The following is a 20860-nucleotide window of genomic DNA, read 5'->3' as shown; positions in this document are numbered from 1 at the left end:
TAACCGGAAGCGAATCCACGGTTCATTGGGTTACCTATCTCCTGACCGATTTGAAGCTGAGTACTATAAAAGCATTTGTAAGCAACGTTAGTTGGTGTCTACTTTCTTGACAGAGGTCCAACTCCCGATGGGAGTATGGAACATGTAACATTTGATTTCAATATTTCTCCAGAACAGCAAGGAGCGGATTTACCCGTAGTAACAATTAATAATGACACAAACATCAATACCGGCTTATCGCTCATGGGAAATGCTGTTTTAAATATCAGTCCGGCTGAAAAGCCTGTATATCCCAAGACCGAAACAAAAAATTACGATTTGTTAAATCTGCTAAGTATTGTTGGAATTCAATTGTCAAAACAACAGAGGTTCGCTGGGGAGTATAGCATCTACGTGAAAGACTTTTACAAACAAGCCGTTGCCGGCAATGTTGTTATTGAAAAAGGGGACAAACAGTGGATTGCTGCTGCAAGAATAAACATAGACAGGGAGCGTGATGACATAACTACAGTACCTTTGGACTCATTAATCGAGGTCAATACAGATCGGTTGCGCTATTTTGCAAATCAAATAAAAAAGAACGCCTTTCATAGCGAAGTTATGAAACTACCGATTGAGGTCACGCCAGACGAGGATATTTATAAGCCGTAGTTGTTATTATGCATGGTTCAGATAGCGCTCTGAAATTATTGGCATGCCAGTTCCAGCTCTGTTTGATTCATCCGAAACTGATTCACCCGCATGACAGTTCGCCCAACATCCCGTTGCCAAAAGCCATTCTTACCGAATGCACCTTCGGCGGATGTTGGGCCGCCATTTCAAGCACTGCTATAGAATTGAGCCGCGAAGTTAAGCTCTGCGCCGCTTGACTATCGCCAAGCTCAAAGCTGCCAACGCAATAAGCAGCGCTGCAATGGAGACAGCCAACGTCACTGTCTTCATCGTATCGTCCTCATTATCCGCATTCCCGGCTGCTGCTTGCTGGTCCGGCGTATCGGCAGCGTTATCGGCAGGCTTCTCTCCGGTATCCGCTTTGTCCGCCGCATCAGGCGCAGCCGCAGCCGGCTCGCCCGCACTGTCCTTGCCATCATGTCCGCCGTCGCCCGCAGCCGCACCGCCATGGCTGTGCCCGTCGCTCTCGCCCGCTCCGGCGGTAACAACAGTTAATGAGGCCGGATATTGCGAATCCGTATTCGGAGCGCCGATCCATTCCACAAGCTCGCCGTCACTATAGGTTTGATAAGCCTTCCATACGAGCTCCTTGGCATCGGCCGCTACTTTGCCCTGCATACGGAACTCGCCGAATTCCGTTGCCGTCAGTCCTTCGCCATCAGCTGTCCATGTAATGGACTTGACGATGCCATCGGCTGTTTTTTCCAGCTCATACGTCCATCCGGCCTTAGGCTCGATCCGCTTGAATTCGACGCCCTCCGCTATTCTGACCTTAACGCTCTTGGTCGTTACCTCTTTCTTCTCGCTCGGTACGCGGACCGTGAACACCTCATAACTCCCCTGCTTCGTTTCCTTCGGCTGCACCGTCACATGCGCGCTGGCAACTCCTGCGAGCAGGAACAGCGACAATGCCATTCCTGCAATTGCAAAACTAAATTTCATCTGTTTCATTATAAAAAGCCTCCTAAATGGTTTACATCGTAATAACATCAAGCATCCACGTTCAGAAGTGAATCCTTGGCTATTATAACGTGAAGCCACATAGCTGCAATGACTCGAAAGAGCTATATCATTGTGACAATGCTGTGAAGCGCCTTACCGTTTAAACAGCCCCTGCTCCATTGCATACCGGGTTAGCTGGACACGATTCTCCAGATGCAGCTTTTGCAAAATATTCCTGAGATGATTCTTGATCGTATGCTCCGATAATCCAAACGTCTCTGCGATCAGTCGATTGGAATCGCCCGAAGCGACCCGCTCCAGCACCTCGCGCTCACGTTGTGTCAGCGGCGTCCTGCCCGCTTCACCATAGCCAGAATCGCCCGCCGCAGCCTTCCGGACCGCTGATCTCGCTTGATCCCCGTCAACCCCAGCGTTGACATGGCCTTCCCGCGTATCGCTGACTGCGGACAACTCACTGCTCCGAATAGCGTTACTCCCGGTTATGCCGTCCCCCGACAGCCGCTCATCACGACCGCTGAATCTGCCTCCAGCAGCCCCTCCGCTCCCGCCAATGGCCCCGGAATGGTGCGTGGGCTCCGCCATGTAGCCATTGAACTCCTGCAGCATTCGAAAAGCCAGCTCCTTCGACAGCGGCGCTTCATCTACCGCTACAGCACGCAAATATTCCAGCCATGCCGAAGGCGACAAATTTTTCAGCAAATAACCTTGCGCCCCCCGCTTGATCGCCTCGAACAAATCGGTTATATCATCCGATACCGTCACCATGACAATCTTGATTCTCGGATCGGCGTTTTTAATAAAATGCGTAGCTTCCATACCATTCATAATCGGCATATTAATATCCATCAGCACGAGGTCAGGCTCCAGCTCAATCGCCATAGCAACAGCCTGCTCGCCATTGACCGCTTCGCCGACAATATCAAAAGACGGGTCGCAGCTCACAATTTCACGCATGCCCTCGCGCCCGTGAGGATGATCGTCCGCCAGCAGGACACGAATTGCCGCTTTTCCTTCCGACATCCTCTACGCCTCCTTCACCACTTCTACGATCATTCCGTTCCTCTTACCCTGTTCACTGTCGATCCGCTTGCCTTGTTCACTCTCGACCCTCTCGCCTTGTCCGCTTTCACCAGACTTGCCTTGTTCGCTCTCATCCCTCTTGCCCTGTCCGCTATCGTCAAGCTTGCCTCGTTCGCCCTCGCTCAGCTTTCCAATATGCAGCGACCAGCCCATCGCCTGCGCGCGACCCTGCATCATACGGACGCCATAGCGTCCCTTGGCAAGCAACTCGGACATCTCAGCGCCTTCGCCGTCATCCTCTATCGTACAACGAAACCCTTTGCCCTCAGGCTGCGGTACTGCGCGTACAGTCAGGCGAGCAGCATTGGCATGCTTCTGAACGTTCAGCATGGACTCCCGAACGATGGCAAGCAGCTCCACCTTCTCCTTGGCCGTCAACTGGCTGTCCGACAGCCGCCAGTCTATAACAACGCTCAGACCTCCGAGCTCCAGCTCTTCCGCCATTCGTTTCACCGACTGCATCCACTGCACCTCTGTCTTGGAGGGGTCGCTCTGCAGACTCGCAATGGATTGTCTTACATCATCATAAACATGCCGAACGGTTGAGCGAATTTCATCCGTAGTTTTCTGCACATCGCCGTGGTCCTTCGCCTGCTCCAGCTTATCCAGCTTGACAGACAGAAGGAACAGCGATTGCGAGATGCCGTCATGCAGCTCGCGCGCCAGCTGTTCACGCTCCATGAATGCCGCCTTCTCCGTCTGCTCCTGATGCAGTGAATCAGCAACCTCCTCCATCCTTCGAAACAATTTGCGCACTAACGTTATCGTAATGACAAATACAAGAATCGGGGCCAGCACATTGCCCAGATCCATCGATATAATCGGCAGCAGGAAGGCATGCCGCACATACTCCCAGATCGCTAGCGTTACAGTCGGAATAACTAGAATAAGCCATTTGATCCGTTGATAGGACGGCATGCTCCGCTCCCCCTCCGATTATTAATAATTAGTGAACTCGTACTGCTCAACCTTCTCATTATCCTCTTGATCCATGATCCGTATCTCTGCTTTCCATCCACCGGCAAAAGGAATGAAGGGACCTTCAGCAACATAATCCGCCTTAACGAAGCCCTCGAAGGAAGTGAGGTCCTTATCTTCCTTATTTATTTCCAGCGGCACATCAATCGGTCCAAGCTCCTCTCGGTCCAGGGACCGCAGACGCAGCAGCACCGACTTCGGCATCCCCACCTCTTCCGGCAGCCATACCTTGAGCGTGAATTTGTTCACCCCCGGTTTATTGGGCGAGATACGAAGCGTATAGTGCATGTCAGCCCCCATCTTGTGATTGTAAACGGGCGCATTCGCCGGCAGCGGACTAATATAGGTAAAGAGCGCGGCAACAGCGATAATAAGCGCCATTAATCCGATATCGATGCGCAATAGCGAATATGTCGGCAGATCGCCCCTCCTTGCACGCAAGTGCAGCAAGCCGCCTGTTAGAAACACGAGGCAGACAAGCCCTGTTTTGATCAGAAGCAGCGTGCCCCAGCCGGTATAGAACAAGTAGCTCCAGCTTGGCAGGAACATCAGCGTCATCCCGATACCGCTCAGTACAAGCAGGGCAAGCGAGATGAGAGCAGCTCTGGAGAAACGGGCAGCGAAGCGCCCCGCCTCCTTGCGATCTGCGAACCAGAGCGCCAGCAGCAGCGCGAGTCCGCCGGCCAGAACAGCTGAGCCGGCCAGATGGATGAAGTCCATAAGAACCGTTAGAAGGGCTGGCTTAAACACGACCGCATGCCCGCTCCAGCTTTCCAATCCCAGCAGAGCTGCCACCCACAGCACCCGCACAGTCCTGCCAAGCCGCAGCAGCATGAAGCTTGCCACCGTCAGCACAAGGAGCGCAATCCATCCCCGTCCAACCGCGGTTTGCAGAAACAGCCGGCTATATTCCTCACTCGGGAAACCAATCAGAATATCCCTTGCATGGACAAAAATATAGAGGATCGCTGCTATGAGAAGCGCGCGCAGGGCGAACAGCTCCCACCCAGGAACAACCTTGCTCGCCGCATCGACTCGCACGCCAATGACGGACCAGAGCACAAGACCGGCAGCAAGCAGCAGAGCCAAATAATAGAGAATACGCACCGCATAAATAATAAACTGCTCTGTTGTTAACTGCGTTTCAGCCGTATGGCCTTCATGGCCCATCTCGCTATGCGGATTGAATGCCGAGGCATCCACACTCTCCGGCGGGTTGCCCACGACGAAAATATACGAGCCGCTCACAGGATGTCCGTCGGCAGAAACGATCTGGTAAGAGACGGTGTAGACGCCTTCCCTGAGCTGAGGCAGCGCAAGGCGCAGCGACTTGCGGTCACTGCCTGCCACTGCGACATCCTCTGTCACCCTGTTCGAACGCGAGTCAAGCACAGTGATCGAGCCGACATTGGCCTCGATCGCTTCGTTAAAGTACAGCTCCACCGCCGAAGGGGAGACATCCACCCTCGTATTGGGATCTGGCACGGCCTGCTCCAATTCCGCATGCGCTCCCGCTGTTCCCGGTGAACCGATAAGCAGCAGTATAAACAACAAGCCCGCAGCGATCCTGCTGCAAGCTTTCCCTATCGAAATCAAATAACGCGGATAAACAAACATAGCGTTGTATCCTCACTTTCTCTCCTGTACAAATATTGCCGGGCAACTATAGCATGGTCATTCATTAGTTTACTAAACGATTGCGGACAAAACCATTCCATAAATCCGAATTTTTTATGAGCAAGCAATAAATATTTATGGAGGGCCGATTCGCTGAAAGGAAGCATAGCCATTCCAAGAATATGAGTCGCGACAAGTTTTCATCGTCTTTTCAAAGGAAAAAAAAGCCCTTTTTGGCATCCTTTCATGTCGAACTGCACACCTTGACACACCACTATATATTGGTGTAATTTAGTTTAGTGCCATCAACATATTGTGTATATAGGGGTTAAAAACGACACCCTTCGACAAGGAGTGAATCCGCTCGTGGATATTATTAAAAGGAACGGACAGAAAGAAGAACTCATTTTTTCCAAGTTAAAGAAAGTTATCGATTTCTCTTGCGTTGGTTACAACGATTGCGATCCGCTTGAGCTGGAGACGGCGCTGCTGCCGTACTTCCGCAACAATATCACAACGAAAGAAATTCAGCGTACGCTCACACAAGTAGCAGTGGAGAAAACAAGCATCGAACAGCCAAATTGGCAGTATGTTGCGGCGAAGCTGCTCGTGTACGATCTCTATAAAGAATCTGCGATCAATCGGAAGTACGGCTATTTCGGCTACGGAGACTTCTACTCTCTGATCACCTATTTGACCGACAAGGGCTTCTATGGCAAGTACATATTGGAGCACTATACCCGTGAAGAAATTCGCGAGCTCGGCAACTATATCGCGCCTGACCGTGATTACTTGTTCAACTATATCGGTCTGAAGACGCTCGCTGACCGTTACCTTATTAAAGGCTTTAACGGCGAGGTGCTGGAGCTGCCGCAGGAGCTGTTCATGGGTGTTGCCATGCATCTGGCCATGAAGGAGAAGGACAAGCTCGGCTGGGCTCGCAAGTTCTACGATGTGCTGAGCCGTCTGCAAATGACGGTCGCCACTCCGACCCTTGCGAACGCGCGCAAGCCGTTCCATCAGCTGTCCAGCTGCTTCATCGACACAGTGCCGGACAATCTGTGGGGCATCTACAACGTCGATTCCAGCTTCGCGCAAGTATCGAAGTTCGGCGGCGGCATGGGAATCTACATCGGCAAGGTGCGGAGCCGCGGCTCCAACATTCGCGGCTACAAAGGCGTCGCTGGCGGCGTTGTGCCTTGGATCAAGAACTACAATAATACCGCAATCGCGGTTGACCAGCTTGGCGTTCGTTCCGGCGCTGTCGCCGTCTATCTGGACGTCTGGCACAAGGATATTCTGGACTTCCTCAATTTGAAGACCAATAACGGCGACGATCGGATGAAGGCGCATGATATTTTCCCAGGCGTATGTATTCCCGATCTGTTCATGCGCAAGGTGCAGGAACGCGATTCCTGGTATCTGTTCGATCCGCATGAGGTTCGCTCCTACATGGGATGGGCGCTTGAGGATTCATGGGGCGAGGAGTGGGAGAGCCGCTACGAGGAATGCTTGAACCACCCGGAGCTGTCCCGTGAAGAGGTTCCTGCCATCGACATTATGAAACGGATTCTGACCAGCTCCTTCGAGACCGGAACGCCTTTCATCTTCTATCGGGATACCGTTAACCGCGCGAATCCGAATAAGCATAAAGGTCTCATTTACTGCTCCAACCTGTGTACGGAAATTTGCCAGAACATGAGTCCGACGGAATATGTCACCACGACGCATGAGGACGGCATCATTACAACACAAGTGAAGAGCGGCGATTATGTCGTCTGCAACCTGTCTTCGCTTAATCTTGGCCGTACCCGCACGCGGGAAGAGATTGAAGAGGTTGTTTCCTGCCAAATGCGGATGATGGACAATGTTATCGATCTGAACCACTATCCGATTCCGCAAGCGGAAATTACGAATCAGAAATACCGCGCAGTCGGACTTGGCACAAGCGGCTATCACCAGTGGCTTGCCCTGAACGGCATCTCATGGGAATCCGAGGAGCATCTGGACCGTGCGGACGAACTGTATGAGTGGATCAACTATTGCGCTGTTAAAGCATCGATGGAAATTTCCAAGGAAAAAGGCGCATATCGCGTATTCGAAGGCAGCGAATGGCATACGGGAGAGTTTTTTGACCGTCGCGGTTATGAAGGGCCATTGTGGCAGAAACTGAAGGAAGACGTAGCCGAGCATGGCGTGCGCAATGCATGGATGTTCGCAATCGCGCCTACAGCCTCCACATCGCTCATTGCCGGTTCCACAGCAGGAATCGATCCGATCTTCAACAAGTTCTTCGTTGAGGAGAAGAAGAATGCTGTCATTCCGCAAACCGCGCCGAACCTGAACGATGAGACGTTCTGGTTCTACAAGGAAGCGCATCATATCGATCAGCACTGGAGCATCCGCGCAGCGGGCCGCCGTCAGCGCCATATCGATCAGGCGCAATCCTTCAACCTGTATATTACACCTGAATATACAGCCAAGGAGTTCCTTGAATTGTATATGGCCGCATGGGAGAACGGTCTGAAGACCGTATACTATTGCCGGAATAAGAGTTTGGAAGTCGAGGATTGCGTAAGCTGCAGCGCATAAAGCGCTGCAGCTTTGCTGCCAATGGAGACATAAGATAACCATGGCGATGAAACACGGCACTGTACCATGCCGTGTTTCATCTCTGCCAATTGAAGGTATGGCCTTATAGAGCAACGAGTGTAAAATGTAGTATTGAATTGAAGGAGGAGCAAACATGGAGTTACAGAAGAAAAAGCTGTTCAATGAGGACGGCGACCGCGACTGGGGCAAACGCCGCATGATCGGCGGCAACACGACGAACCTGATTGAGCTTAACAATGTCAAATACGACTGGTCCACCAAGATGTACCGGACCATGATGAACAATTTTTGGATTCCCGAGGAAATCCCTCTTGCCCAGGATGCCAAGGATTACCGCAACCTGTCGCTCTCTGAGCGCAACAGCTATGATAAAATCATCAGCTTCCTGATCTTCCTCGACTCACTGCAGACGGCAAACCTGCCCAACGTGAATGAGTACATTACCGCACCGGAAGTTAATCTGTGTCTTACCGTTCATACCTTCCAGGAAGCGGTGCACAGCCAATCCTACTCCTATATTTTGGATAGTGTCTGCTCTGCAGAAGTACGCGACCAGATTTACAATCTGTGGCGCGAGGACAAGAACCTGCTGAAACGGAACCGTTTCATCACCGATCTGTACGAGAATTTCATTGCAAACCCATCATCGCAGAACCTGATCAAGACGATCATGGCGAACTATATACTTGAGGGCATTTACTTCTACAGCGGGTTCAGCTTCTTCTACGCCCTTGGACGTCAGGGAAAAATGCTCGGAACGGTCTCCGAGATCAAATACATTCAGCGCGATGAATTAACTCATCTGGCGTTGTTCCAAGGCATCTTCCGTGAAGTTCGCAAGGAGAATCCTGAATTGTTCACACCTGTTCTTGTTGAAGAGCTGCGCCAAATGATGCGCACTGCCGTTGAGCACGAGATCGAGTGGGGTCAATATATAACGAACAACCAAATTCCAGGCATCACGAATGAAATCATCGATCAATATATCAAGTTCTTGTCCAATGAGCGTCTTCGCAAGCTCGGTCTGGACATCCTCTACCCAGAGGTCGTGGATCACCCGATGAAATGGGTCGAAAGCTTCAGCAACATGAACGGTATGAAAACCGACTTCTTCGAGCAGAAAGTGACCAACTACAGCAAATCGTCCAACCTCAACTGGGGCGACCTGTAGTACGAAGAAGCAACGGACTCCACAAACATTTGCACTTCGCAATACAAGCATCTTCAAGCCGTCATTCCAACTTGACTGGCTCGAAGGTGCTTTCATTTTAACGGGGATATAGAAAGCCCCTTTGTTCAGCGCACATATCGGCTCACGACTTAGTCTTGTATGGAAAATATCAAACAGAAACCGCAAATATATGGTATGATTTCAATGGAACTTATCTGATCTGATGACGAGTCCATTGATAGGCCGCCGTGCCGTGAGGTATATTTGCTCCCACTATTGTTTGATTGATACTGCTGACTACATCCTGAAGATTACGATCGTACGCGACTTAAGTCTGGCTTCAAACTAGACTGCAGACAATTCTTCCCGTCCTGCCGTATCTGTAAGATAAGGGAAGTGAGTTGAACTGGGGGAGTTATAATGTTAGAAACGCTTGATCGGGCAGTTGCGATTGCCTCTCTTGCTCTTGTATTACTGACACTAATGGCCGGATATGGGGCCGGCAGCATTGCATATCGGACGAAAGTCGCCAGTATGCGTCGCGCTGCTGTCGTCAACATCGCGCTGCTTGCATTGACGGGACTTACTGCACTGGTAATTCTGCTATTGTTGGCTTATTCAACTTCCTTGCACTCCTCTTACCTATGGAAGAATACTGATATTCTATTTATTCCGTTTGTAGTCGTACCGTATGCGATTGCCATCCTGCTGACGATGCCTCGGCTGCTCACGCTGTCACGCCTGATGCCAGTTCAGCAGCATGCCATAGCAAGCCGCACGAAACGGAGAGCTGCGGCAGATGTAGCACTCGTCGTGCCTGTCCAAATGCTCACACTAGGCTCGCTGCTGTACACGTACCTTGTTATTTATCCGATGCCATTGCAATTCGGCACCATATTAATCGTTATCGCACCTGTAATGCTAACCGCCGCCTCATGGCTCATATGGCGTCAATCGGTGCGGCGCAGACGCATCCATCGTGATAACGGAACATCGTTGATTCATTCGGTAAAACGAATTAGCGTATACACCTCCGCGTGCGGCTTAATCGTCTTAGGCATCACGTATCCGGCTGTTAATATCAAACAGGGCAATAATCTGCTGGATCTCGATGATTACGGAGCAATTGAGTATGAATTCGGCGTTCAACCACCTGAACGCCCTCCAATCGTACCCGCTCCATACGATTCGCCCATCGAGATCGAGAAGATCAATAACAGCGAAAGCCATGTACCGCATAATCAGTTGTCTTCACAGCCCTACAGTACGATTATTCCGGACTCATCCTTGATCAATGAGGAAATAGCTCTGCATCATGTCACGTTGGCCTATGAATATAGCGGCAGCCACTAGAGGCGGGACGGGTGGAGACAATGAAAAAGGGGTCATTCTCCTTGCGCTAATGAAGCGCATAGAGAATGACCCTTTTTTTAGATGAGCATGCCCACTCTGCCCCATTAGCAAATCCGGGACAACAGCGATGGAAAGTACATTCTGCCTCCAATGCCGCTTCCCTTCCTGGCATTGCCCGTCTTGAATCGCCTGCCTATTCAGCACCCATCTTGCTGAAGTAGAAAGTCGGCCAATATTCCTCCATAATGGGCGGATATCCACGGGAAGTGTCCCAGACATATACCCATCCGCAATGCTCCGCTTGATGGGCATCCGCTGTCCATACGCGATCATAATCGTTATCCTCGTCTATACCCGAGAAGCCCTCCAGACGATCCATCTCACGCAGTCCATTCCGATCAATCACGATCCACATTCCTCTGACCGATCGACCTTCCAAGGCTGCCTTGTCATCTCTTACGAGAGCAGGATAGGGTCCGAAATCAACCAATCGACCAGCGATACGGCCTGGTCTCGAAGAGATCACATACGCTGCGACAACATGATGATTCATATGACCCGGCAGAAGGCTGCCGTATATGAAAACAGTGATATTCTCTTCGTTCATATCGATGAAGACCCTCCTGCATAAAAATTGCTAAATTATTTGTTCGCGATGTCGATACCAATTCTCGAACAAGTTGGCAGGGATTGGCTTCGTAAAGAAGAAGCCCTGCGCTTCCTCACATTGACGCTCGCGAAGCAAGCGGACCTGCTCGTCGTTCTCAACGCCTTCTGCTGTAACCTTCAGATTCAGATGCTTGGCCATAGCTGTAATCGTAGTCACAATCGCGGCATCACTGCCGTTCTTGTCAAGATCGTTGACGAAGGAACGATCAATCTTAAGCTTGTCGATCGGGAATTTCTTCAAGTACACAAGCGAGCTGTAGCCAGTGCCGAAATCATCAATGCTGATCTGGACGCCAAGCTCCTTCAAGCTGGTAAGCATTTCAGTCGCAAATTCGACATCGCTTGTCATGCTTTCCGTTATTTCCAGATCCAAATATCGCGGATTCATTCCCGTCTGCTCCAGTATGGATTGAATCCGCTCTGCAAGTCCATGCTGTCTGAATTGCCGCATAGACAGATTGACGCTCATCATAATCGGCGGAAGCCCTGCATCCTGCCAAGCTTTGTTCTGCTTGCATGCAGCTCTGAGCACCCATTCGCCAAGCGGCAATATTAACCCGTTCTCTTCGGTGAGCGGGATAAAATCACCCGGTGGCAGCAGACCGCGCTGCGGATGATGCCAGCGGACTAGCGCTTCAACGCCGACAACTTTGCCGGAATCCAAATTAATAAGCGGCTGGTACGCCAGTGTGAACTGCTCCTGCTCCAGCGCCTTGCGCAAATCGCTTTCCATTCGCAGCCGATCATGGGCTTTGACATTCATCTCCGGCAAATAGCTCGAAAACTCATTTCGGTGTACCTTGGCGCTGTACATCGCTGTATCCGCATTTTTAATCAGCACATCAACACTCTCGCCATCCTTTGGAAAGAAAGAGAGTCCCACGCTGATCGTCACGTGGTATTCCGCCTCGCCCAATACGAACGGGGCGTCGAACAATCCCATGAGTGCCTGGGCATGCTTATCGGCAGCCTCCGTACTCTCCAGATCAGGCAGCAGAATGACGAACTCATCTCCCCCCATCCGAAATACATGGTCAGGCTTGGCCGCTGCATGGCGCAGCCGCTGCGAGACGGCTTGCAGCATTTGATCGCCGAAGGAATGGCCCAGTGCATCGTTGATCGTCTTGAACCGGTCAATGTCCAGCAGCATAATCGCGAGCCTGCTGTCATTCTGACGCGCTCGCTGCATCTCGGCATTCAGCCGTTCACCGAACAAGCGGCGATTCGCAAGTCCTGTCAACTCATCGTGAAACGCCAAATAATGAATGCGTGAGTCCGAACGCTTCTGCTGCTTGAACGGCTCCTCGATCGTTACGAAATAGATGCCTTTCATCAGAAAATAGTAGCCGACAAGCTTGTACACATGACCAAACAGCATATCGGTATCATGTATATTAGCGCCCAGAATGAACTGAATATTCGAGAAAAGGAAGAATACAAGCGCCTGAATGATCGTAAGCAATGCCTGTGGACGCTCATTGCGATTGCTGTACAGAATGGTCCCAATAGTGAAGAGGTAGAACATCAGAATCACTGTCTCGCTCAATGAATACAAGTAATAGAGGCCAGTGCCTGCCAACTGCTCTGCTGAAAACCAATCCCCGATTGCGTAGATGAGGATCGCCAGTATTGCACCTGACCCTAAAACGATGCTCACAACCGGCAATCTTTTGTCCGCTCCAATCGGTTGATCTTCCTTGCGAAAAATAATATAGAGCCCGATTGCGCCGATCATCTGTGCGGAAGCCGCATAGATCAACGATAATGAAGTGTCGCCAACCAACCGATAGAACGGCATGCCCTCCATTGTGAGCGCATGCAGCATATCAAACAAGCCGACCACACTGAACAATGCAGCGGTGAACAGACGCTGGCGGGAAAGTGACTTCACGAAGAACAGCCATCCCAGCACCAGCATGGTGAAGCTAACTGCAAAGCTGATGAACTCCATGCCAGAGTGAAGAAACAAGTAGGTGCGGCTTGGTATTAATAGATACAATTCGTCATGAAAAACTCTCATGATAATAAAGCTGAATATGGCGATGAATGCTGTCCATATCGTTATTTTTTCCGCCCGGTTAATTGACACGTTGTCCTCCTTTTGAAGGAAAGCCAGAAGATGTCTGTTTGTTGGATGAAGTATAGGATGAATAGAGCAGTTGGAACTGCGATCATAATCTGAGTTTCGATACTTGACTTATAACAATCTATTGTGGATGCTGCAGCCTGATGCCTGCCTCCTGGAGTCCTTGCCTAAGCGAAGCTGCCAAATGCAGCGCATTGGGGCCATCGCCATGCAGACAGACCGTCTCGGCCAGCACCGCAGCCTCACTTCCTTCGGCTGTGCGGGCTTTGCCGCGGATAATCATATCCAGCGCTTGTCCAAGCGCCTCCTCCGGCTCCGTCAATACGGCTTTCGGCAGATGCCGTGGCGTTAGAGCCCCGCTCGGCAAATAGGTTCGATCAGCGAACACCTCGGCTATCGCTCTCATTCCCTGCCTCCTCGCTTCCTCCAGCAGCAAACTTCCCGATTGGCTGTAGATAAACAGCGCAGGATCAAGCGACTTGACCGCCCGAACAACCGCTGCGGCAATGGCTTCATCATGCCCCGCCATATGATAGAGCGCCCCGTGAGGCTTCACATGGCGAAGCTTGCCGCCGGCAGCCCGCACAAATGCCTGAAGAGCACCCACCTGATACAAGGTGTAATCACAGGCTTCCTCAGCGCTGATTGCCATCTCCCGTCTGCCGAAGCCAAGCCGGTCAGGAAGTCCCGGATGGGCGCCGATTGATACACCGGCTGCCATTGCCCGTTCGACCGCTTCGCGCATCGTATGAGGATCGCCGGCATGAAAGCCGCATGCGATGCTCACAGATGTCACATGCTTCAGAAGCGCTTCGTCCTGACCGAATGTATATGCACCGTAGCTTTCGCCAAAATCACAATTTAAATCGACGGTTCTCATGCCAGCCCCATTCGATTGGGGTTGAAGCCCAGTCTTCCTTAAACGCATGAGCTAGTCGCCCCTCTCATGTACAACGGACTAAACAAAAGCAACGATACTTATTGTGATACTTATAGTGATACTTGTAGTGATACTGACAATTCGTGCTGAAAGTGATACTAACAATCTTGGCAACCTTAATAGAAATGCGGTGCTAAGACATGCGGAAATGTTAAAGCATGAAAAATGCTAAGTCTTGAGACTCTGCTAAGGCAATTGGCATCGAATTCCTGCAGCAAGATGCCGCATCTCGCGCTCGAATGCCAATTCGATGCGCTGCGCCTCAGCAAGCGCCACCTCGCGAAAAAAAATGGCGGCCCCAGGCCTCGCCTGCGCAAGCAGCGGCAAATCCGCCGCGATGACATGCGCAATCTTGGGATAGCCGCCCGTCGTCTGGCAATCGGCGGCTAACACGATTGGATTGCCCCCGTACGGCAGCTGCACCGTGCCGGGGACAACACCGTGCGACAGCAGCTCTGTGCTGTAGCGCTGCTCCAGCGGGGGTCCCGCCAGGCGGACCCCCATCCGGTCTGATGCCGGAGCGACGTTGAATCGCTCCGTGAAGAACGCTGTTCGGGCTGCTGCGCTCAGCCGCCCGAACTCGCTTCCCGGCATCGCGCGCAGCTCGATGCCGTCCGCTGCGCCGCCGCCATAGGCGAGCGGCGGCGCGAACCAGCCCGGGGCCGCGAAGCCATCGCGGCCCCGCGGCTCTGCCGCTGCGCGCGCAGCAAGTCCCGCGCGCCACAAGCGCGCCCATGCCGCGCGCGCTCCGCTGTCGCTTCCGCGCTCGCCGCAGGGCAGCGCATCGCCCGCCTGCAGCGGGCGACCGTCCACGCCGCCAATGCGCGCGCGGACATCCGTGCTGCGGCTGCCAAGCACCGCCGCAGCATCAATACCTCCGGCCACCGCGATGTACGCGCGGCAGCCCGCAGAAGCCGCGCCGAAAGTAATCCGGCTTCCGGCGGCAACCCATACGGGGCGCCACATCGGCAGCTCCCCGTCATCCATTTGCGGCGACATATATGCGCCGCATATCGCCAAGAGCATATCCCGCTCCGTCGTAAAAGTCGGTCCGACGAGCGTCAATTCAAGTCCTGCTGCTCCCTCGTCATTGCCTACGAGCAGATTGGCCGTTCGCAGCGCGTAGCGGTCCATCGCCCCGCCCGCAGGAAGACCGTCCTTGCGCCAGCCGTTCCGGCCCAAGTCCTGTACAGTCGTGAAGAAGCCGGGCTTCAAGATGATAAGACTCATTGCTGCCCTCCCCACGCTTCCAATTGCTTCTTGTCAATCGGGATGAAACGAACCTCGTCTCCCGCTTGCAGCAGCGAAGGTTCCTCTTGCCTGACATCGAACAGTACGACAGGAGATCTGCCGATCAACTGCCATCCTCCAGGCGAAGAAAAAGGATAGATCCCTGTCTGCATGCCTGCAATTCCGACAGATCCTGCCGGAACTCGGCTGCGTGGCGATGATTTGCGAGGCTGTTGCAGCTCTCGCGGTAGCCCGGTCAGGTACGGAAACCCGGGCATAAAACCAATCATGGCAACACGATATCGAGCGGAAGCGTGGCGCTCGGTGAACTGAGCCGCGCTCATTCCCGCGCGCCCTGCCGCCTCCTGTAAATCTGGTCCGTATTCACCGCCGTAGCAAATCGGAATATCAACAACTTTCGCCATGCGATCAAGCTGTTCATCCGTTCGCTTCAATAATTGCTGTATATATGCAAACGCTTGCGCATATGGCGTGCTTGCAGCCCGCTCTGCTTCTGTCATCATGTCTGCCAGCAGGACGGGGTCATAGACAATCGTAACGGTGTCGAAAGCAGACACGACGTCAATCATCCATTCTCTGCCCCCAGCTCTCAGCTTACTAGCGATAGCAGCCATTAATACGGGATTGCACGACTCGCTATCCCCTGTCCAGCGCGCAACGAGCGCTCTGTCGCCCAATGGCTCCAAACGCATATCCGTCCTCTCGGAATGGCTCACAGTACTCCCCTTCTTTGACAAGGTTGTATTTTTGATATAATGAAATGGAAGCAACTCCCGTGATGCCCTAATCACTACTAGTTTGTACCATTACAGTACATCTTGTCTAGACTCTTTCTAAAGCTTTGTTAAAACTTTTTCTACAAACGTCTCGTCTTTGCATCAGGAGGAGAAACATCCATGCTATCGGCTACCAATTTAGGTAAGAAATATAGAAAAATATGGGCAATTGAGCCCTTGTCCTTGCAGCTCTCTCAGGGTATGTACGGATTGCTCGGTCCTAATGGAGCCGGCAAATCCACGCTGATGCGGCTGCTGGCCGGCTTGCTGGCTCCATCGACCGGGGACGCCACCGTGAACGGAATTTCCGTTCGCAGCGGCAGCAAGGCCCGACTGCAGATCGGCTATGTGCCGCAGACGTTCCGGATGTACCCGCAGCTGTCCGCCCGTGAATGGCTCCGTCATGTCGCCAAGCTGAAAGGAATCGGCTCCTGCCGCGAACAGCATTGCGAGGCGGACCGCCTGCTCAGCCTCGTGCATTTGGAGAAGGAGGCCGACCGCCCTGCGCGCACCTATTCCAGCGGGATGGTCAAGCGGCTTGGAATCGCGCAAGCGCTGCTCGGCAGCCCTGCGGTCATTATTGTGGACGAGCCGACAACAGGACTTGATCCCGAGGAGCGCGTCAGGCTGCGTCATGTATTGTCTGAGCTGGCGCAATCCAGCGTTGTGCTGCTGTCTACGCATGTGCTGGGCGATGTGGAATCCAGCTGCAGCGATGTCATTGTGCTAGGAAACGGCAAGCTTCATTATAATGGGCGCGTGGCGGGTCTGGCTCAATTCGCAGAAGGCAAGCTGTGGGAGTGGGAAGCTTCCCATCACGAATGGCAGGCAATCGCGCAGGAGCGCCTGCTTGCAGCGCGCAAGACGAGCGAAGGCGTTCTGTGCAGAGCCATTGCCGACACGCCGCCAAGCCCTTATGCAACAGCAGCGAAGCCCGCGATGGAGGATGGCTATATGGCGCTTATAAGCAGCTTGTCAGCTGCTAAGGGAAGATGAGAATACTGCTGCTGCAAATCATGCTGGAGCTAAAGCTTCTGGCCAAAATGCGCTGGCCGCTGCTGCTGCCGCTGCCTGCGGGCGGCTGGCTGCTGCTGCAGACAACCAATCAGAGCCACGGCGCAGCCATCGACATTGACCTGTATGCCGTCAGTGCCAATACGATAATTTTAACTTTCGCTATGGCAATCCCTATACTGCTTGGCGTTCTGCTTATTCGCCGCGATACACTCAGCAGCGCATACGAATGGAGCCTTGGCCTGCCCGTGTCCAATGCCGTCATCATCGCGAGCAAATGGATTGCCGGGTTTCTCTACAGCAGCTTGTTCACGGTATCCGTTCAGGCCGTCTACCTTGCCTTGGCATGGCATCACGGACTTCCATGGTCTTCCACATTGCAGTTCATGCTCTACTATAGCTTGATTTACGAAATGGCTTTTGCAGCTGCCGTTGCGCTGGGGCTTGTGCTGGGAGCGATGATGCCGCTCAGATTCTCATTGCCGATCGCATTTTGCGGCTGGGTGTTCGGATCACTGTTTGTACCCGCATATCTGGTGATGAATATGGGTATGTACCCGCTCAAAGCATTCAGTCTGAACCACCTTACTATTCCTTCAACGATGAGCAATGTAGGGTGGTATAGAAGCTTAAGTGATCTGGAGAATATCAGAATGTATCCTTTTGTCGCCCTGTTCAGCCTGTTCATGCTGACAGCAGCCGCAGCTTTAGTCGCTCGAACCAGACCCGTTCGCCGACCTCGGCTGCCTGTCATTATTATGCTGCTGACACTGCTCCTGTCAGGCATTAGCTACATTCCTTACGGCAAGCTGTGGATGGATCGGCTGGAACAGCTGGATGTCATGCAGGCTAACGCAGCTGACATAACGCAGTTCATCCAGCCGCATGAGCCTCATGTGTTCCGAATCTCCAGCATGAAGCTTGATGTGAAGCGGCATCCTGACAACGAGCTGGAGATGACTGCTGTCATCGTACTGCCAACTAACAAGGGCCAGCTGATTCCGGCAGCGCCTGGAATCAAGAAGGTTGCACCACAGCAGGAAGGATACGTTTCCTTTCTGCTGGACCCGCTGCTTGAGGTTCAGACTCTCACAGTTAACGATGCAGAAGTCTCATGGAGACAGCACGGACAATTCGTATCCTTTGAGCAAGCTGCGCTCATGGATGGAGCTGGCGATAAGCACACCATCGAGTTTCGCTATCGCGGCACGATTAATAGATGGCTTCCTCTATTCGGCGGCGAGAGCTACCTTGCCTTCGCTGTTGATCAAAGTGTCTTCCTTCCCAGTTATTTCGGCTGGTTCCCGCTGCCTGGGGGTTACGGACTATATGTCGATAGTGCAAATGTACGGTCCAGAGGGGATATAACACGATATTTGCGCGCAGACTTTGAATTAACAGCAAGCGGCTTTCCCGGTCCGCTCTATTCTACCCTTCAAGCGGCGCCGGATGATACGGCACAGCGGAGACATTTTATCCAGCATGACTCTGAAGCTCCAGAACTGTTCGGCGGTGATCTCGTAACGGTTCGTATCGAAGGTGAGCCTATTGCGTTTATTACGACAAAAAGCCGCGAGCAAGCGGGCAGACAATTTTTGAAGGAGATCAATAAGCAGCGCAGCTTTTATGAATCATGGCTTGGTAGGCCGCTTGATTCCATCCACCAAATTGTTTATTTTCCAATGGGGTCCATGTGGGACTGGATGAACACGGGTGAAAGCTATTCCAACGGGAATACGATCTATATTAACGCACAGAGGTATCAAAGCCTGGATGCCTCTCGTGCTCAAAGCATAATAGGGCGTCTATTATTTGACGACCCCGTGAACGCGCACCAGCATGTGAATAACTGGGCGGACTATAAGAATCCCAATGAGGACTACTCGATGATACAAGAAATTCGCACGCTCATCTTATCGCTCCATCGTCTTGAATCGTTGAAGCGCGAGGAGCTGACGTCGTCCGATTATTTTGTCGCTAGCTGGTTCAAATTAGCAGATCCAATGATCAAGATGGTTAAGGAAGCCTACGTGGAGGGCAACTCCGATCTGGTGAAAAGAGTGCTCAAACGCTTCTATGACGGAGGACTGCATGTGGAGGACCACTTTGAAAGAGGAGCTATGACCTCTCAGATGGCACAGGGCACACGCTATCTTTTCCCAACAATCAATTGGCAGGACTGGCTGGCGGTATGGAATGAAGAGAAGGGCAGGTGAGGACGACGTGACAGATGATGATATGCTCCAAGGGATGGCGTCAGGCGATCAGGCGAGCTTCGAAGCGCTAATCCATCGCTACCATGCGCCATTATCGGGGTTCCTGCAGCGCCAGCTTAACGATACAGGCAAGGCCGAGGATTTCGTGCAGGAAACATTCCTGCGGCTGATCAGGCAGCTGCAGCACAAGCAAGCGCCGGATAATGTGCAGGCCTGGTTGTATCGGGTTGCGCTTAATATGTGCCGCGACTACTGGAAGAGCGCTCAATATCGAATGGACCGCTTTCCCTTCGACGAGCCTCCGGAGCAGCGCGATGCAAGTCCCTCTGTTGTAGAGCTTGCGGAGAGGCAAGAGACGCGCAAGGAGATGCAGCAGTCGCTGGAATCGCTGCCAGAGGTTCAGAAGGAGATTATAACCCTTCGTTTCTATCAGGATCTGAAGCTGCAGGATATTGCCGATATTCTCAGCCTGCCGCTAGGCTCGGTCAAGACCCACCTGTATAACGGCTTGCGCAAATTGAAATCGCGACTTCGTCCCGAACAGCCAGAGACGAAGGAGAACAAAGGAGGCAAACGGTATGAACGCGCCAAAAGACAATGAAATCAAGCAGCTAGAAGACGAGCTCCGTCAGCCATTGTCGCAATTGATGGTCAAGCCAGTTTCATCAATGGATACGAGCATGCTGATCAAAGCGCTTCAGCCTGCCTTCGACACGTTGAAGGAATCCGCTGAGGAAGAGCGTTTCGCAAGACGTGAAACGATCCGTTCCCGTCACCCCTCCCTCCTTCGTCTTTTGCGCTCGCAGCTGTCCTCCTATTCAAGGATGTATTGGCTTGCCAGTCTGTTTGTATTCGGGATGCTGCTGTACCTGCTGCCAACCGACAATCATACCTCCTACATTTCAGTTGGCGACACCTTTTCCTTCGTGCTGCCCGCCCTGCTGCTGGCTTCGCTCGCCTACAGCTTCCGAACCTGGAACAAGGAAATGCGCATCATCGAAAGCATTACGCCATACCCTCCGGCGCTGCTGCTGATCGTGCGGATTATGATTGTCATCGGCCTCAACCTCGTATTCGGCATTACCGGCTCCATCTATATGAATGTGCAGGTCGAGGCATTCCCTCTCCTTCCATTCATGCTCCAATGGCTGTCGATTCTGCTGCTTTTAAGCGGGGTGACCGCTTATGTACTCATGTGGAAAGGCTTCAAAGCCGCCTTCTCCTGCTCGATCATCCTGTGGATCAGTTGGCTCGGAATGACGCAGGTCGATTCCCCTATAAGAGAAATGGCGGATCACCGGAATTGGACTTCCCTGCAGGGCACGGCGCTAGCCGCAGGTCTTCTCCTGCTGGCACTGGCTTACCGCAGAACTTTCGGGATGAAGCTGTTGCCCTAAAGACTGCAGACGATTCATGACGATATTACCTTGTCAATCCCATGAATCGGTTCGCAGTATTTGA

The 20860-nt window shown here is 52.4% G+C and carries 17 protein-coding genes; 8 read left to right on the top strand and 9 right to left on the bottom strand.

The window, feature by feature from the left end; translation table 11 throughout:
- The first annotated feature begins 135 nt into the window (after positions 1-135).
- Positions 136-651: a hypothetical protein gene (locus L6H65_RS17080; RefSeq protein WP_236343819.1), complete on the top strand. Its 516-nt coding sequence runs from the start codon at positions 136-138 to the stop codon at positions 649-651.
- Between the two features lie 198 nt (positions 652-849).
- Here L6H65_RS17080 and L6H65_RS17075 read toward each other — a convergent pair whose 3' ends face one another.
- From L6H65_RS17075 to L6H65_RS17060, 4 genes are all read right to left on the bottom strand, one after another.
- Entirely contained in the window at positions 850-1623 is a 774-nt protein-coding gene (locus L6H65_RS17075) for a YcnI family copper-binding membrane protein (RefSeq protein ID WP_236343818.1), read from the bottom strand.
- Between the two features lie 144 nt (positions 1624-1767).
- Complete coding sequence (locus L6H65_RS17070; protein WP_236343817.1) at positions 1768-2655, bottom strand: response regulator; 888 nt, start codon at positions 2653-2655, stop codon at positions 1768-1770.
- A gap of 3 nt (positions 2656-2658) precedes the next feature.
- Positions 2659-3633, bottom strand: coding sequence for a sensor histidine kinase (locus L6H65_RS17065; RefSeq protein ID WP_236343816.1), 975 nt, complete (start codon positions 3631-3633; stop codon positions 2659-2661).
- Positions 3634-3654: 21 nt separating this feature from the next.
- Complete coding sequence (locus L6H65_RS17060) at positions 3655-5310, bottom strand: copper resistance CopC/CopD family protein (RefSeq protein WP_236343815.1); 1656 nt, start codon at positions 5308-5310, stop codon at positions 3655-3657.
- 366 nt (positions 5311-5676) lie between these two features.
- On the opposite strand from L6H65_RS17060, the gene L6H65_RS17055 reads away from it, so the two are divergent.
- The 3 genes from L6H65_RS17055 to L6H65_RS17045 all read left to right on the top strand — a co-directional run bounded on the left by L6H65_RS17055 (position 5677) and on the right by L6H65_RS17045 (position 10447).
- Positions 5677-7902 (top strand): ribonucleoside-diphosphate reductase subunit alpha, encoded by a 2226-nt coding sequence (locus L6H65_RS17055; protein WP_236343813.1) that lies wholly within the window; start codon positions 5677-5679, stop codon positions 7900-7902.
- Positions 7903-8056: 154 nt separating this feature from the next.
- Positions 8057-9094, top strand: coding sequence for a ribonucleotide-diphosphate reductase subunit beta (locus tag L6H65_RS17050; protein ID WP_236343812.1), 1038 nt, complete (start codon positions 8057-8059; stop codon positions 9092-9094).
- A gap of 420 nt (positions 9095-9514) precedes the next feature.
- Positions 9515-10447, top strand: coding sequence for a hypothetical protein (locus L6H65_RS17045; protein ID WP_236343810.1), 933 nt, complete (start codon positions 9515-9517; stop codon positions 10445-10447).
- Between the two features lie 193 nt (positions 10448-10640).
- On the opposite strand, the gene L6H65_RS17040 is transcribed toward L6H65_RS17045, so the two are convergent.
- The 5 genes from L6H65_RS17040 to pxpB form a co-directional block, all read right to left on the bottom strand.
- Complete coding sequence (locus tag L6H65_RS17040) at positions 10641-11054, bottom strand: gamma-glutamylcyclotransferase family protein (protein ID WP_236343808.1); 414 nt, start codon at positions 11052-11054, stop codon at positions 10641-10643.
- Positions 11055-11084: 30 nt separating this feature from the next.
- Complete coding sequence (locus L6H65_RS17035; protein ID WP_236343807.1) at positions 11085-13205, bottom strand: putative bifunctional diguanylate cyclase/phosphodiesterase; 2121 nt, start codon at positions 13203-13205, stop codon at positions 11085-11087.
- A gap of 118 nt (positions 13206-13323) precedes the next feature.
- Positions 13324-14082, bottom strand: coding sequence for a LamB/YcsF family protein (locus tag L6H65_RS17030; RefSeq protein WP_371877712.1), 759 nt, complete (start codon positions 14080-14082; stop codon positions 13324-13326).
- Positions 14083-14328: 246 nt separating this feature from the next.
- Entirely contained in the window at positions 14329-15387 is a 1059-nt protein-coding gene (locus L6H65_RS17025; RefSeq protein WP_307728358.1) for a 5-oxoprolinase subunit C family protein, read from the bottom strand.
- Complete coding sequence (pxpB, locus tag L6H65_RS17020) at positions 15369-16109, bottom strand: 5-oxoprolinase subunit PxpB (protein WP_236343804.1); 741 nt, start codon at positions 16107-16109, stop codon at positions 15369-15371. Before pxpB ends, L6H65_RS17025 begins: the two co-directional genes overlap by 19 nt.
- 180 nt (positions 16110-16289) lie before the next feature.
- Here pxpB and L6H65_RS17015 point away from each other — a divergent pair, with 180 nt between their 5' ends.
- Genes L6H65_RS17015 through L6H65_RS17000 form a run of 4 tightly spaced genes read left to right on the top strand, consistent with a single transcriptional unit; the run spans position 16290 to position 20796 of the window.
- Entirely contained in the window at positions 16290-17165 is an 876-nt protein-coding gene (locus L6H65_RS17015) for an ATP-binding cassette domain-containing protein (protein ID WP_236343803.1), read from the top strand.
- Positions 17162-19399, top strand: coding sequence for an ABC transporter permease (locus L6H65_RS17010; protein WP_236343802.1), 2238 nt, complete (start codon positions 17162-17164; stop codon positions 19397-19399). Before L6H65_RS17015 ends, L6H65_RS17010 begins: the two co-directional genes overlap by 4 nt.
- A 7-nt stretch (positions 19400-19406) precedes the next feature.
- The gene (locus tag L6H65_RS17005; protein ID WP_236343800.1) at positions 19407-20000 is read left to right on the top strand and encodes an RNA polymerase sigma factor; all 594 of its coding nucleotides are present in this window, start codon (positions 19407-19409) and stop codon (positions 19998-20000) included.
- On the top strand, positions 19978-20796 hold the full coding sequence (locus tag L6H65_RS17000) for a hypothetical protein (RefSeq protein ID WP_236343798.1): 819 nt from the start codon (positions 19978-19980) through the stop codon (positions 20794-20796). Before L6H65_RS17005 ends, L6H65_RS17000 begins: the two co-directional genes overlap by 23 nt.
- Positions 20797-20860: the final 64 nt, after the last annotated feature.

Source organism: Paenibacillus plantiphilus (genome assembly GCF_927798095.1).
GTDB lineage: Bacteria > Bacillota > Bacilli > Paenibacillales > Paenibacillaceae > Paenibacillus_Z > Paenibacillus_Z plantiphilus.
The sequence above is the reverse complement of the archived record's forward strand: the minus strand, read 5'-3'. Positions and strand labels throughout refer to the sequence as shown.

What these genes read in the sequence shown, in the direction of transcription:
- L6H65_RS17000 (WP_236343798.1), top strand. Translation starts at nt 19,978, where the DNA reads ATGAACGCGCCAAAAGACAATGAAATCAAGCAGCTAGAAGACGAGCTC.
- L6H65_RS17040 (WP_236343808.1), bottom strand. Translation starts at nt 11,054, where the DNA reads ATGAACGAAGAGAATATCACTGTTTTCATATACGGCAGCCTTCTGCCG.
- L6H65_RS17050 (WP_236343812.1), top strand. Translation starts at nt 8,057, where the DNA reads ATGGAGTTACAGAAGAAAAAGCTGTTCAATGAGGACGGCGACCGCGAC.
- L6H65_RS17070 (WP_236343817.1), bottom strand. Translation starts at nt 2,655, where the DNA reads ATGTCGGAAGGAAAAGCGGCAATTCGTGTCCTGCTGGCGGACGATCAT.
- L6H65_RS17030 (WP_371877712.1), bottom strand. Translation starts at nt 14,082, where the DNA reads ATGAGAACCGTCGATTTAAATTGTGATTTTGGCGAAAGCTACGGTGCA.
- L6H65_RS17060 (WP_236343815.1), bottom strand. Translation starts at nt 5,310, where the DNA reads ATGTTTGTTTATCCGCGTTATTTGATTTCGATAGGGAAAGCTTGCAGC.
- L6H65_RS17015 (WP_236343803.1), top strand. Translation starts at nt 16,290, where the DNA reads ATGCTATCGGCTACCAATTTAGGTAAGAAATATAGAAAAATATGGGCA.
- L6H65_RS17065 (WP_236343816.1), bottom strand. Translation starts at nt 3,633, where the DNA reads ATGCCGTCCTATCAACGGATCAAATGGCTTATTCTAGTTATTCCGACT.
- L6H65_RS17010 (WP_236343802.1), top strand. Translation starts at nt 17,162, where the DNA reads ATGAGAATACTGCTGCTGCAAATCATGCTGGAGCTAAAGCTTCTGGCC.
- L6H65_RS17075 (WP_236343818.1), bottom strand. Translation starts at nt 1,623, where the DNA reads ATGAAACAGATGAAATTTAGTTTTGCAATTGCAGGAATGGCATTGTCG.
- L6H65_RS17045 (WP_236343810.1), top strand. Translation starts at nt 9,515, where the DNA reads ATGTTAGAAACGCTTGATCGGGCAGTTGCGATTGCCTCTCTTGCTCTT.
- L6H65_RS17080 (WP_236343819.1), top strand. Translation starts at nt 136, where the DNA reads ATGGAACATGTAACATTTGATTTCAATATTTCTCCAGAACAGCAAGGA.